Annotated in this window: 11 protein-coding genes; 9 read left to right on the forward strand and 2 right to left on the reverse strand. The window is 72.4% G+C overall.

The genetic code is table 11. The annotated features are described in order from the left end of the window. The first annotated feature begins 327 nt into the window (after window positions 1-327). The 6 genes from dapA to pgsA all read left to right on the forward strand — a co-directional run bounded on the left by dapA (window position 328) and on the right by pgsA (window position 8676). Complete coding sequence (gene dapA, locus ACA361_RS14725; protein WP_375012509.1) at window positions 328-1263, forward strand: 4-hydroxy-tetrahydrodipicolinate synthase; 936 nt, start codon at window positions 328-330, stop codon at window positions 1261-1263. Further along, a complete protein-coding gene (locus ACA361_RS14730) occupies window positions 1260-2945 on the forward strand; it encodes a ribonuclease J (RefSeq protein WP_375012510.1) in 1686 nt (561 codons plus the stop codon). Before dapA ends, ACA361_RS14730 begins: the two co-directional genes overlap by 4 nt. Before the next feature lie 60 nt (window positions 2946-3005). Continuing rightward, on the forward strand, window positions 3006-5660 hold the full coding sequence (locus ACA361_RS14735) for a DNA translocase FtsK 4TM domain-containing protein (protein WP_375012511.1): 2655 nt from the start codon (window positions 3006-3008) through the stop codon (window positions 5658-5660). Between the two features lie 225 nt (window positions 5661-5885). Further along, window positions 5886-6638, forward strand: a complete 753-nt coding sequence (locus tag ACA361_RS14740) for a helix-turn-helix domain-containing protein (RefSeq protein ID WP_375012512.1) — start codon at window positions 5886-5888, stop codon at window positions 6636-6638. Window positions 6639-6688: 50 nt separating this feature from the next. Beyond that, entirely contained in the window at window positions 6689-8089 is a 1401-nt protein-coding gene (gene rimO / locus ACA361_RS14745) for a 30S ribosomal protein S12 methylthiotransferase RimO (RefSeq protein ID WP_375012513.1), read from the forward strand. Beyond that, window positions 8086-8676 (forward strand): CDP-diacylglycerol--glycerol-3-phosphate 3-phosphatidyltransferase, encoded by a 591-nt coding sequence (gene pgsA, locus ACA361_RS14750; RefSeq protein ID WP_375012514.1) that lies wholly within the window; start codon window positions 8086-8088, stop codon window positions 8674-8676. The genes rimO and pgsA overlap by 4 nt, the downstream gene beginning before the upstream one ends. Before the next feature lie 146 nt (window positions 8677-8822). Here the strand turns inward: pgsA and ACA361_RS14755 are convergent, their stop codons facing one another. After that, a complete protein-coding gene (locus ACA361_RS14755; protein ID WP_375012515.1) occupies window positions 8823-9239 on the reverse strand; it encodes a hypothetical protein in 417 nt (138 codons plus the stop codon). A gap of 201 nt (window positions 9240-9440) precedes the next feature. Then, window positions 9441-9671, reverse strand: coding sequence for a response regulator transcription factor (locus tag ACA361_RS14760; protein WP_375012516.1), 231 nt, complete (start codon window positions 9669-9671; stop codon window positions 9441-9443). A gap of 280 nt (window positions 9672-9951) precedes the next feature. Here ACA361_RS14760 and ACA361_RS14765 point away from each other — a divergent pair, with 280 nt between their 5' ends. The 3 genes from ACA361_RS14765 to ACA361_RS14775 all read left to right on the forward strand — a co-directional run bounded on the left by ACA361_RS14765 (window position 9952) and on the right by ACA361_RS14775 (window position 12847). Next, window positions 9952-10599, forward strand: a complete 648-nt coding sequence (locus ACA361_RS14765; protein WP_375012517.1) for an RNA polymerase sigma factor — start codon at window positions 9952-9954, stop codon at window positions 10597-10599. Next, window positions 10592-11395: a hypothetical protein gene (locus ACA361_RS14770; RefSeq protein WP_375012518.1), complete on the forward strand. Its 804-nt coding sequence runs from the start codon at window positions 10592-10594 to the stop codon at window positions 11393-11395. Before ACA361_RS14765 ends, ACA361_RS14770 begins: the two co-directional genes overlap by 8 nt. 165 nt (window positions 11396-11560) lie before the next feature. Further along, window positions 11561-12847 (forward strand): CinA family nicotinamide mononucleotide deamidase-related protein, encoded by a 1287-nt coding sequence (locus ACA361_RS14775; RefSeq protein WP_375012519.1) that lies wholly within the window; start codon window positions 11561-11563, stop codon window positions 12845-12847. The last annotated feature ends 60 nt before the right edge of the window (window positions 12848-12907 follow it).

A 12907-nucleotide genomic window follows, 5' to 3' on the forward strand; every position in this document is an offset into this window, starting at 1 on the left:
CGCCTGGCCTCGCCTTCGGCCTCGGGGACCTCGCCTTCGGCTTCGGGGGGCTCGCCTTCGGCATTGCGTGGGCTCGCCTCGCCTTCGGCTTCGGCTGGTGGGGGGGCGTGTGTGGAGTGTGCCTTGTTGTCCTTTTGTGGGGCGGGGTGGGACTTTATGGGGGGAGCCTGGAGGAGGGGTCCTGCGTCCCCGGCCGGGTGTTGCCGGAAGTTTTCCGTTCTGGGGAGGGTGTCGCGGGGGTTCCTGAAGGGGCCGGGGAGGCGGGTGTCCTCCCAGGTGAGGGCGCCGCTCGCGTACGCCATGAACAGGGCGGTACCGTTCTGAGTTATGGCACCCAGCACAATCAGCGGCGCTCCCTTCGGGAGGATGCTGACCGCTATGGTCACGCCGTTCCGGCCCGACGGCGGGGTCGACTACGACGGAGCCGCGCGCCTGGCGACCTACCTGGTCGACGAGCAGCGCCATGACGGCCTCGTCATCAACGGGACTACCGGCGAGTCGCCGACGACCAGCGACGCCGAGAAAGACCGGCTGCTGCGCACGGTGATCGACGCGGTCGGGGACCGGGCCGTCATCGTGGCGGGGGCCGGCACCAACGACACCGCCCACAGCCGGTACCTCGCCCGGGCGGCGGAGGACGCCGGCGCGGACGGCCTGCTGGTCGTCACGCCGTACTACAACAAGCCCCCGCAGGAAGGGCTGCTGCACCACTTCAGCGAGGTGGCCAACGCGTCGGGCCTGCCCAACCTGCTGTACGACATCCCGGGACGGTCGGGGGTGCCGATCCTCACCGAGACGCTGCTGCGGCTGGGCGAGCACCCCAGGATCGTGGCGGTCAAGGACGCCAAGGGCGACCTTTTCGCCGGGTCCGTGGTGATGGCCGAGTCCGACCTCGCCTTCTATTCGGGGGACGACACGCTCAACCTGCCGTGGCTGTCGGTGGGGGCCGCCGGGTTCGTGAGCGTGGTCGGGCATGTGGTGGGGGCCGACCTTCATGAGATGATCGACGCGTACCTCGCCGGGGACCGGGAGCGGGCGCTGCAGATTCACCGGCGGCTGCTTCCCGTCGTCACGGCGATCATGACCCGTACGCAGGGCGCCATCGCCGTCAAGGCCGCGCTGACCCTGCTGGGGCTGCCGGGCGGCACGGTACGCGCGCCCCTGGTCGACGCCTCACTGGAGTTCGCGGCGCGCCTGCGCGAAGACCTCACGATTGGGGGAGTCAAAGTGCCGGAGGTCACCATTCCGGAGGTCGCCCGGTGAGTCATCCTCACCCCGGGCTGCCGTCTCCGCCGAAGCTTCCCGAACACGGCCTGCGCATCGTCGCGCTGGGCGGGCTCGGGGAGATCGGCCGCAACATGACCGTGTTCGAGTACGGCGGGCGACTGCTGATCGTCGACTGCGGCGTGCTGTTCCCGGAGACCGAGCAGCCGGGCATCGATCTGATCCTGCCCGACTTCGAGTACATCCGTGACCGCCTGGACGCCGTCGAGGCGGTCGTCCTGACGCACGGGCACGAGGACCACATCGGAGCCGTCCCCTACCTGCTGAGGGAACGGCCCGACATACCGCTGGTGGGGTCGAAGCTCACGCTGGCACTGCTGGAGGCCAAGCTCAACGAGCACCGGATCAAGCCGGTGAAGGTCGAGGTCAAGGAGGGGGACCGGCGGTCGTTCGGCGAGTTCGACTGCGAGTTCCTGTCGGTCAACCACTCGATCCCGGACGCGCTCGCGCTCGCCATCCGCACCCCGGCGGGCCTCGTCCTGGCCACCGGCGACTTCAAGATGGACCAGCTGCCGCTGGACGGGCGGCTCACCGACCTCGGCGGGTTCGCCCGGCTGGGCGCCGAGGGCATCGACCTGCTGATGTCGGACTCGACCAACGCCGAGGTGCCCGGGTTCGTCACCAGCGAGCGCAACATCGGGCCCGTGATCGACGACGTCTTCCGGACGGCCCAGGAACGGATCATCGTCGCCTGCTTCGCGTCCCATATCCACCGGGTCCAGCAGGTGCTGGACGCGGCGGTCGCGAACGGGCGCAAGGTGTGCTTCGTCGGGCGGTCGATGGTGCGCAACATGGGGGTCGCCAGGGAACTCGGGTACCTGTCGATCCCCGAGGAGCTGATGGTCGACCCCAAGCAGCTCGACGACATTCCGCCGGAACGGGTCGTGCTGGTGTGCACCGGGTCGCAGGGCGAGCCCATGTCCGCCCTGTCGCGGATGGCCAACCGGGACCACCAGATCCGGATCACCGAGCGCGACACGGTCATGCTGGCCTCCTCGATGATCCCGGGGAACGAGACCTCGATCAACCGCGTCATCAACGGCCTCACCCGGTGGGGCGCGCGGATCGTCCACAAGGGCAACGCGCTGGTGCACGTGTCGGGGCACGCCTCGGCGGGCGAGCTGCTGTACGTGCTCAACATGACGCGGCCGGGCAACTTCATGCCGATCCACGGCGAGTGGCGGCACCTGCGGGCGCACGCCAAGCTGGCCGCGCTGACCGGCGTCCCGGACGAGAACATCGTCATCGCCGAGGACGGCGTGGTCGTCGACCTGGTGGACGGGCAGGCGTCGATCGTCGGGGCCGTCCCGGCCGGCTACGTCTACGTGGACGGCCTGTCGGTCGGCGAGGTGACCGAGACGTCGCTGAAGGACCGGCGGATCCTGGGCGAGGAGGGGTTCGTCTCCATCGTGGTGGGGATCGACTCGACCTCGGGCAAGATCGTCGCCGGGCCGGAGGTGCACGCCCGCGGGGCCGGGATCATGAACGAGGACTTCGACGAGGTCATCGAGCGGATCGAGGCCGTGCTGAGCGAGAGCGGCGCGAACGGGGTCAACGACCTGCACCAGCTCAACCAGGTGGTGCGCCGGACGGTCGGCAAGTGGGTCAACGACAACTACCGGCGCCGACCGATGATCATTCCGGTGGTCGTGGAGATCTAGACACTCCGGGCGTTTCCCAGGTGCCGGGAACGCGTGCGGTCCTTGGTTACTCTCATGACCATGGCCACACGTGCGTCCGGGGGAGCGAAGGCGTCGTCCCGTACCCGGTCCGGCGCCGGTGGTGCCCGCAAGCCCGCGAGCCCGGCCCCCCGCAAGCGCCCGAGCGGCGCCAAGGGGGGCGGGGGCCGCGGCGGCAAGGGGCGTCCCCCGCAGAAGCCGGATCCGATCCCGCAGCTGTTCGTCGGCTTCTTCAAGCTGATATTCAAGCTCTACCACCTGGCCGCGGTCGCGGTCGGGTCCATCTTCCGCGCGTACGGGCGGGGCGCCCGCGGGCTGGACGCCGAGCACCAGCGCGACGGGCTCGGCCTGGCGCTGCTCGGCGCCTCGATCGTGCTGGCGTCCGTCACCTGGTTCCGGCCGGACGGCGTGGTGACGGTGGCGCTGGAGCAGGTCGTCCGGGGCGGGCTCGGCGTGGCGGCGATGGCGCTGCCGGTGCTGCTGGCGGTGCTGGCGTGGCGGACGCTGCGGCATCCCGAGCACAACGAGGACACCGGCCGCATCGTCATCGGGCTGACCGCGCTGGGCGTCGGCGTGATGGGCGTGATCCACGTCTCCGCCGGCGGGCCCGCGCCCGCGAAGGACATGGCGGGCGTGCGGGAGGCCGGCGGCGTGGTCGGCTGGCTGTCGTCGGCGCCGCTGGAGTCCGCGCTGAGCGGCTGGGTGGCGGTGCCGCTGCTGCTCCTGCTGTCGGCGTTCGGGCTGCTCGTGGTGACCGCGACGCCGATCGCCCGGGTCCCCGAGCGGCTCGCCGACCTGTGGGCCGTCGCCACCCTCCAGGGACGGCCCGCGCGGCACGCCGGGGAGGAGAAGGAGGCGGCGGAGCCCGCCGCCAAGCCCAAGCGGAAGCGCAAGCCGAAGAAGGACGCCGAGGGCGCCGGGGAGGACGGGGCGCCGGAGGGCGAGCTGGAGGTCGGGGAGCACTCCCGGCCGTACGACACGCCCGTCCTGGAGGAGCAGCCCGCCAAGAAGGGCAAGGGCTCCCGCGAGCTGGCCGACGACCTCTTCGAGCCGGACCCGTTCGGGGACGCGCCGCCCCCGCCGCCCGAGCCCGAGATCGGGCCCGAGGACGCGGCCGAGGCCGAGGCCGAGACGGTCGCCGACCCGCCCGAGCGGCGGGCGCCCGACCCGACGCCGGCGCCGCGCCGCGTGGAGCAGCTGCCGCTGTCGTCGTCCGGCGAGATCTACGAGCTGCCCGAGCCGGCGCTGCTGCGGCCCGGGAGCGTGGCCAAGCCGCGGACCAAGGCCAACGACACCGTCGTCAAGGCGCTCACCGGGGTGCTGGAGCAGTTCGACATCGACGCGCAGGTCACCGGGTTCACCCGGGGGCCGACGATCACCCGGTACGAGATCGAGCTGGGCCCGGCGGTCAAGGTCGAGAAGGTCACCGCGCTCACCAAGAACATCGCGTACGCGGTCAAGAGCGCCGATGTACGAATCATCTCCCCGATCCCCGGCAAGTCGGCGATCGGGGTGGAGATCCCCAACGTCGACAAGGACATCGTCAGCCTGGGCGACGTGCTGCGCTCGCCGGCCGCGACCAACGAGCACCACCCGATGATCGTCGGGCTGGGCAAGGACGTCGAGGGCCGCACGGTCGTGGCCAACCTGGCCAAGATGCCGCACATCCTGATCGCGGGCGCCACCGGCGCCGGCAAGTCGACCTGCATCAACGGCCTGATCACGTCGGTGCTGGTGCGGGCGACGCCGGACGAGGTGCGGATGATCCTGGTCGACCCCAAGCGGGTCGAATTGACGATGTACCAGGGCATTCCCCATCTGATCACGCCGATCATCACCAATCCCAAGAAGGCGGCCGAGGCCCTGGAATGGGTGGTCGGCGAGATGGACCGGCGCTACGACGACCTGGCGGCGTCGGGATTCCGGCACATCGACGATTTCAACAAGGCGGTCCGGGCGGGCAAGCTCACGGCGCCGCCCGGCAGCGAGCGGGTGTACCAGCCGTACCCGTACCTGCTGGTGATCGTGGACGAGCTGGCCGACCTGATGATGGTGGCGCCGCGCGACGTGGAGGACTCGGTCGTGCGGATCACCCAGCTGGCCCGCGCCGCCGGCATCCACCTGGTGCTGGCCACCCAGCGGCCCAGCGTGGACGTGGTGACCGGGCTGATCAAGGCGAACGTGCCGTCCCGGCTGGCGTTCGCGACGTCCTCGCTGTCCGACAGCCGGGTCATCCTCGACCAGCCGGGCGCGGAGAAGCTGGTCGGGCAGGGCGACGCGCTGTTCCTGCCGATGGGCGCCAGCAAGCCGATGCGGATCCAGAACGCCTACGTGGCGGAGAAGGAGATCCACGCCGTCGTCGACCACTGCAAGGCGCAGATGGAGGCGAGGTACCGCGAGGACGTCACCGATGTCGCCGGTCCCAAGAAGGAGATCGACGAGGAGATCGGCGACGACATGGACCTGCTGGTGCAGGCGATCGAGCTGGTCGTCAGCACGCAGTTCGGCTCCACCTCGATGCTCCAGCGCAAGCTGCGGGTCGGGTTCGCCAAGGCCGGCCGGCTGATGGACCTGATGGAGAGCCGCGACATCGTGGGACCGAGCGAGGGGTCCAAGGCGCGCGACGTGCTCGCCAAGCCCGACGATCTCCCCGGGGTGCTGGCGGCGCTGCGCGGCGGCGTGGAGGTCGGGGACTAGCCGTATCACGTTAATTGCCCGTTCCGATTCCGGGTGTACAGTCGCAACGATCTTGTGGCGATTAGCGATGATCTCGGCAGGCCGCCCGACCAGGCATGGCGGAATGATGCGAAATCTTGCCCGGTTTCGAACGTGTTGCCGCTCGCCGAGTGGGCATTGCGGTTCCTAGACTGGAGTCGCTGGAGTGTGGGGTTTCGGTCATGGTCCGCTCTAAGGAGGCCCGGCGTGAGCATCGGTGAGACCTTGGCGAGGGAGCGCGAGCGGGCCGGTCTCACCCTGACCCAGGTGAGTCTCCAGACCAGGATCCGGGAATCGGTGATCCGGGCCATGGAGCACGACGACTTCAGCGGCTGCGGCGGCAACTTCTACGCCCGCGGCCACATCCGCAGCGTGTCCCGCGTGATCGGCATCGACCCGGAACCTCTCGTCCGCGAGTACGACGACGCGCACGGCGGCGCGCCCATGCCGCTGTCGGCCGCCGCCGCGTTCGAGCCGGAGCGGGCCGTGGCGTTCCGCGAGCGCCGTTCCCCCAACTGGAGCGCCGCGATGGCGCTGGCACTCGCTCTCGTGGTCGCCTACGGCATCTTCCAGGTCGTGACCACGGCCGGCGGCGGCGAGCGCCGCACCGCCCGCCAGGTCGCCGGGACGCCCGCCCCGGCCAAGACCACGCCGTCCAAGGCCCCGCCGAAGGCCAACGACCCGGTGGCCGCCGCGCCGCGCAAGAAGGTCGTCCTCCAGGTCAAGGCGCGCCGCACCACCTGGGTCAACATCCGGGGCGACAAGGGCGAGCAGCTGTTCAGCGGCATCATCCGGGCCGGCGACAGCCGGAAGTGGACCGAGAAGAAGAAGATCAGCCTCTTGATCGGCAACGGCGGCGGCCTGCGCGTCGAGGTGAACGGCGAGGACATCGGCACGCCCGGCCAGGGCGGCGGAGTGACCCGGATGACCTTCACCCCGGACGACCCCAAGACCACCTGATCGGGCGGCCGCTGGTCGGCGTACGGGCCCGGGGCCATTACCTTAGGGGCATGTCCACTCGCCGTACGGTCTCCCTCGTCACGCTCGGCTGCGCCCGCAACGAGGTCGACTCCGAAGAGCTCGCCGCCCGGATGGAAGAGGCGGGCTGGGGCCTGACCGACTCCGCCGACGACGCCGACGTGGTCGTGGTGAACACCTGCGGGTTCATCGACGCGGCCAAGAAGGACTCCATCGACACGCTGCTGGCCGCGCACGACTCCGGCGCCAAGGTCGTGGCCGCCGGCTGCCTGGCCGAGCGGTACGGCGCGGAGCTGGCGGCCGAGCTGCCCGAGGCCGACGCCGTCCTGAGCTTCGACGACTACGCCGGGATCGGGCGGCGCCTCGACGACGTGATGGCGGGCCGCCGGACCGAGGCCCACAAGCCGCGCGACCGCCGCACCCTGCTCCCGATCAGCCCGGTCGAGCGCTCGGCGTCCCAGGTGGCCGTTCCGGGGCACGGGGACCTGCCCGACGGGGTGGCCCCCGCCTCCGGCCCGCGGGTGCTCAGGCGGCGGCTGGGCGGCGGGCCGGTGGCGCCGCTGAAGCTGGCCTCCGGCTGCGACCGGCGCTGCACGTTCTGCGCGATCCCGGCGTTCCGCGGCGCGTACGTGTCGCGCCGCCCGGACGAGGTGCTGGAGGAGGCGCGCTGGCTGGCCGGGCACGACGTGCGCGAGCTGGTGCTGGTGAGCGAGAACTCCACCTCGTACGGCAAGGACCTCGGCGACCTGCGCGCCCTGGAGAAGCTGCTGCCCGAGCTGGCGGCGGTCGAGGGGATCGAGCGGGTGCGGGCGAGCTACCTGCAGCCGGCCGAGCTGCGTCCCGGGCTGATCGAGGTGCTGTGCTCGACGCCGGGCGTGGCCCCGTACTTCGACCTGTCGTTCCAGCACGCCAGCGGGCCGGTGCTGCGCTCGATGCGGCGGTTCGGCGACCGGGAGCGCTTCCTGGAGCTGCTGGACCGCGTCCGGCACCTGGCGCCCGAGGCGGGCGTGCGGTCCAACTTCATCGTCGGCTTCCCGGGCGAGTCCGAGGACGACCTGGAGGAGCTGATGGCGTTCCTGTCGGCCGCCCGGCTGGACGCGATCGGCGTCTTCGGCTACTCCGACGAGGACGGCACCGAGGCCGCGGACCTGCCCGGCAAGCTCGACGCCGACGAGGTCGCCGCCCGGGTCGAGGAGGTCACCGCGCTGGCCGAGGAGCTGACCGCGCAGCGCGCCGAGGACCGGATCGGCACCGAGATCCGCGTCCTGCTGGAGGAGAAGGCCGACGGCGGGGTCGAGGGCCGGGCCGCGCACCAGGCGCCCGAGGTGGACGGGACGGTCCTCGTCCGGGGCGACGGGCTGCCGCTGGGCGAGATCGTCGCCGCCCGGGTCACCGGGAGCGACGGCGTGGATCTGGTCGCGGACGCATCATGATGACGGGCGCGCCCGAGCCGGTCGCCGGGGCGCCCGCCCCCCAGGCGGGACTCTGGAACATCGCCAACGTGCTCACGCTGAGCCGGATCGCGCTGGTCCCGCTCTTCGTCTGGCTGCTGTTCCAGGAGGGCACCGGGTGGCGGCTGAGCGCGTTCGCGGTGTTCGCCGTCGCGTCGATCACCGACAAGATCGACGGCGACATCGCCCGCAAGCGCAACCTGGTCACCGACTTCGGCAAGATCGCCGACCCGATCGCCGACAAGGCGCTGACCGGCGCCGCGCTGATCAGCCTGTCCGCGCTGGGCGAGCTGTGGTGGTGGGTGACGATCGTGATCCTGGTCCGCGAGATCGGGATCACGCTGATGCGCTTCGTGGTGATCCGGTACGGGGTGATCCCGGCCAGCAAGGGCGGCAAGCTCAAGACGATGCTGCAGGTCGTCGCGATCGGCTTCTTCATCATGCCGGGACCGCTGGACCCGGTCCGGTACGCCACGATGGCGGCCGCGCTGGTGGTCACGGTGGTGACGGGCGCCGACTACGTCCTGCAGGCGTGGCGCAAGCGGCACGAGCGGCGCGGCGCGAGCTGACGGCGTAACAGGGTGCCGGAACGCTGGCGGGGTGCCCCCGGCGGCCGGTCGCCCGCGGCCGCCGGGGTGCCCGGTCCTGCCGCGGCCGGCGGTCGAGGCGGCATGACCGCGCGGCCGCGGAGGGGGGAGAAGGCTCAGCGGCCCCGTCAGCCGTAGGCCCCGCCCCAGATCGCGTTGCTGCCCGCCGGGCAGTTCAGCCAGAACTCGCGGGCGCCCGAGTAGGTGCCCCAGATGTAGCGGTAGCCGTTGGTGCAGTCGACGTACGGCCGGTAGGCGCTGCCCTCGCACTTCTCGTGGAACGTGCGGCCCGAGCGCCAGCCGTCCCAGCAGCGGAACCACTTGGCCGAGACCTCGCCCGGCTTGGCGCCCTTGGACGCCGCGACGCCGCCGCTGCGGTCGGTGGTCTTCTTGACGGCGACCACCGCCGCGCCGGTGCGCGAGCCGGACTTGGTCACCAGGGTGGCCTCGCCGTCGGCGGGGCCCTGCGCGGCCGCGGCGGGCGCCAGCCCGATGCCGACGCCGGCCGCGATCCCGGCGATGCCCAGCGTGGTACGGAGTTTCATCCTTTTTACCCTTTCCCGGTGTGCGCGGCCGGGCGGAATCCCGCTCTGGCCGATGCGCTTTCGCCTGTCTTGCCGGACGGTTCAAGACTGCGTCCGGGGAAGGGGGCCGGGCAATTATTCTTTTGGATGAACTACAAATAAGTGGATTCTGATGATATGTCCCTACCTGCTGTTTCGTTGTCGGCGGGCACGGCGCACGGTTCAGGGGACGCCGGCCACGCCCGGCCGCCGCCCCTGCAGTCCGAGGAGGTAGAGCTGGGCCGCGAGCCCGGCCTGGAGCCGCGACTCGACCTCCAGTTCCTTGAGGATCTTGGCGATGTGGGCCTTCACGGTGTGCTCGCTCACCACGAGCGCGAGCGCGATGCGGCGGTTCGACATGCCCCGGCCCAGCAGGAGGAAGACCTCCAGTTGGCGAGATGTGAGCCGGTTCACATGATCGAGCGAACGGGTCCAGTCTTCTGTGGTTGATTCTTCAGGCACTTGGCGGTAACCCTCGGGTTTGGCGGGGAGCGAAAACGAATGCCGCATTAATGCTAAGACCGGTCCGTTATCGTTTCGCTATGTCCCGGGACGGCCTGATGCGGACAATCGCCGCGGGCAACCGGCCGGACCCCTCCGCGTCGGGCCGGCGCCGGCCCGCCCGGGCCCGTGAACCGCTCCGCCGCCGCGGCCCAATACGTGGTGAGGCGAGACGACGAGGGACGGGGCGGCCATGGAGATCATCCGGAGCGACGACCGCACGCCGGACGGCGCGATCGGCGCGATCGGCGCGATCGGCGAGGGCGGGGAGCCCGACGACGCCGCCCTGATCGAACGCTCGCTCCAGGCACCGGAGACGTTCGCGGCGCTTTTCGACCGCTACGCCGCCCGGGTGCACCGCTACCTGGCGCGGCGGGTCGGGCCGGACGAGGCCGACGACCTGGTCTCCGACACGTTCCTGGCGGCCTTCGAGCAGCGCCGCCGGTTCGACCCGGAGCGCGCGCCCGGCGCCCTGCCCTGGCTGCTCGGCATCGCGACCAACCAGATCCGCGGCCACCGCCGGGCCGAGGCGCGGCGCTGGCGGACCCTGGCCCGGGCGCGCCCGGACGACGCCGAGGCGTCCCCCGCCGAGCGGGTGGCCGACCGGGTCGACGCCGGCGCCGCCGCCCGCGCCCTGACCGGCGCGCTGGAGGAGATGCGGCCCGGCGACCGGGACGCCCTCCTGCTGCTGGCCTGGGGCGACCTCACGTACCCGGAGATCGCCTCCGCACTGGAGATCCCCGTCGGCACGGTGCGCTCCCGCATCCACCGCGCCCGGGGACGGCTCCGCCGACACGTGGACGGCACCCACCTCGCAGAACGGAGTGACCACGGTGAATGAGATCGAACTGCTCTCCCGCCTGGGGAGCGAGGTGCCGCCCCTGCCGGACCGGGCGCGCCAGGACGCCCGCACGGCCCTCATGCGGGCGGCCCGCACCGAGAGCGCCGACACCGAGAGCGCGCGCACCGGCACGCGGCTCGGCGGCCGTACCCGTACCGGTGCCTCCGCGCGGATCCGGGCCATCGCGCGGCTCGACGGCTCCGCCAGGGCCGGCGGCACCGGCACGCCGGCGCGGGTGCGCTCGCGCCGCCGCGGGGCGCTGCGCCTGGGGCTGGGCTCGGCGCTGGCGGCGGCCGCGGTCGGGGCGGCCGTCGTCCTGCCGGGGATGCTGGACGCCCCCGCGTACGCCGTCGAGAAGAAGCCCGACGGCTCCACCGAGATCACGATCAGGGAGTTCCTGGAGCCCGAGAAGCTCCAGGCGAGCCTGCGCGAGGCGGGCGTCCCCGCGGTGGTCGACTACGTCCCCTCCGGGCAGCGGTGCGCCACCCCGCGCGGCGGGGCCGTGCCGCCCGGCCGAGCGCCCGCGCTCGGCCAGGCCACCACCGGGGAGGGCACCGTGCTGAACGTCGGCGCCGGCCGGCTGGCGCCCGACCGCTTCCTGGTCATCGAGGCGACCTTCGACCGGGCCGACCCGGCCCGTGCGGGCAGCGTGGCGGCGCAGGTCGTCACCGGTCCCGTCCGGGCCTGCGACCCGGTCCCCGCCGGGCCCGCCGGGGGCCCGGACCGGGTCCGGATCCCCGATCAGGGTGGCACCCCCGCCGATCCGGCGGGCCGGGGCGGGTCCGGGACCCCGTGATCGAGACCCGCCGTCCACCGATCGCCTGAGGTCCCGACCGGCGGCGGCCCCGCGCACCCCACGCGCGGGGTCGCCCCATGCCCGCGCCCGCTCGCCCGCCGTGTCGGTGGGCTGGCGTAGATTCGGACGGGTCGGCGGGGCGGCCGCCGGGTGGGGAGGACGCGGGTGCGGGTCGAGCTGGTCACCATCGGGGACGAGCTGCTGCTCGGCGACACGGTCAACGGCAACGCGGCGTGGATGGGGCGGCGGCTCGCCGAGCACGGCCTGGAGGTCACCCGCAGCGTGGTGGTGGGCGACGGACTCGACGAGATCATCGCCGCGGTCGAGGAGGCGCTGGAACGTGCCGACGCCGTCATCACGACCGGCGGGCTCGGGCCGACGTACGACGACCTCACGCGGGACGCGCTGGCCAAGGCGGCCGGCGTGGAGCTCGCCCGCGATCCGGAGCTGGAGCGGGGGCTGCGCGAGCGGGTGGCGGCGGCCGGGCACGAGCTGAGGCCCATGGCGCTGCGGATGGCCGACGTCCCCGCCGGCGCCGGAGTGCTGGTCAACTCGGCCGGGAGCGCGGCCGGGCTGCGGGTCGAGCTGGCGGGCGGCGTGGTGTACGCGCTGCCCGGCGTGCCGTTCGAGATGCGCACGATGATCGACGAGGCGGTGCTGCCGGAGCTGGCGGGCGACTCCAAGGTGGCCCGGCGGACGCTCCGCACGGCGGCGATCTGGGAGTCGGAGCTGGCCTCGGACCTGGCGCCGGTGGAGGCGATGGACCGGGTGCGGCTGGCCTACCTGCCCGATCCGGCCGAGGTGAAGATCCGGATCACCGCGACCGGGCCGGCCGCGGCCGCGCGGCTGGACGAGGCCGAGGAGGCGGTGCGAGAGCTGCTGGGCGACGCGGTGTACGGGTCCGGGGCCGAGACGCTCGACCGGGTCGTCCACCGCCTGCTGGCCGAACGTTCCGCGACCGTGGCGACCGCGGAGTCGCTGACCGGGGGCCTGATCGGCGCCGAGCTGACCCGGATGCCCGGGTCGTCGGCCACCTACGCGGGAGGAATGGTGGCCTACGCGACCGCGTTGAAGGAGGTGCTGCTCGGTGTTCCGGGCGAGGTCCTCGCCGCACACGGCGCGGTGCATCCGGACGTCGCGGGGGCGATGGCGTCCGGGGTACGGGACAGGCTCGGAGCGACGTACGGGGTCGCCGTGACCGGTGTGGCGGGCCCGGAATCGCAGGACGGGCACCCCGTCGGCACGATTTTCGTCGCGGTGGCCGGACCGGAGGGGGAACCAAGAGTGATAAGTCCGTCACTTCCCGTGCCCGGCGCGGGCGCGGAGGTTCGCGGCGTCATCAGGCGGATGACGGTCGTCCACGCCCTTGAGCAGCTACGACGTGTGATCGAGGGCCTTGACGTGGGGCCCGGAGGCCGGGAGGCTCGAAGAGATGGGGAGAAGTCGGGCTGATTACAGCGTTACGTTTCCAGCGAACACGAAATCCACGGTCTGCCACGCTCGCGTCCGAGC

Source organism: Actinomadura sp. 21ATH (assembly GCF_041951345.1).
GTDB lineage: Bacteria > Actinomycetota > Actinomycetes > Streptosporangiales > Streptosporangiaceae > Spirillospora.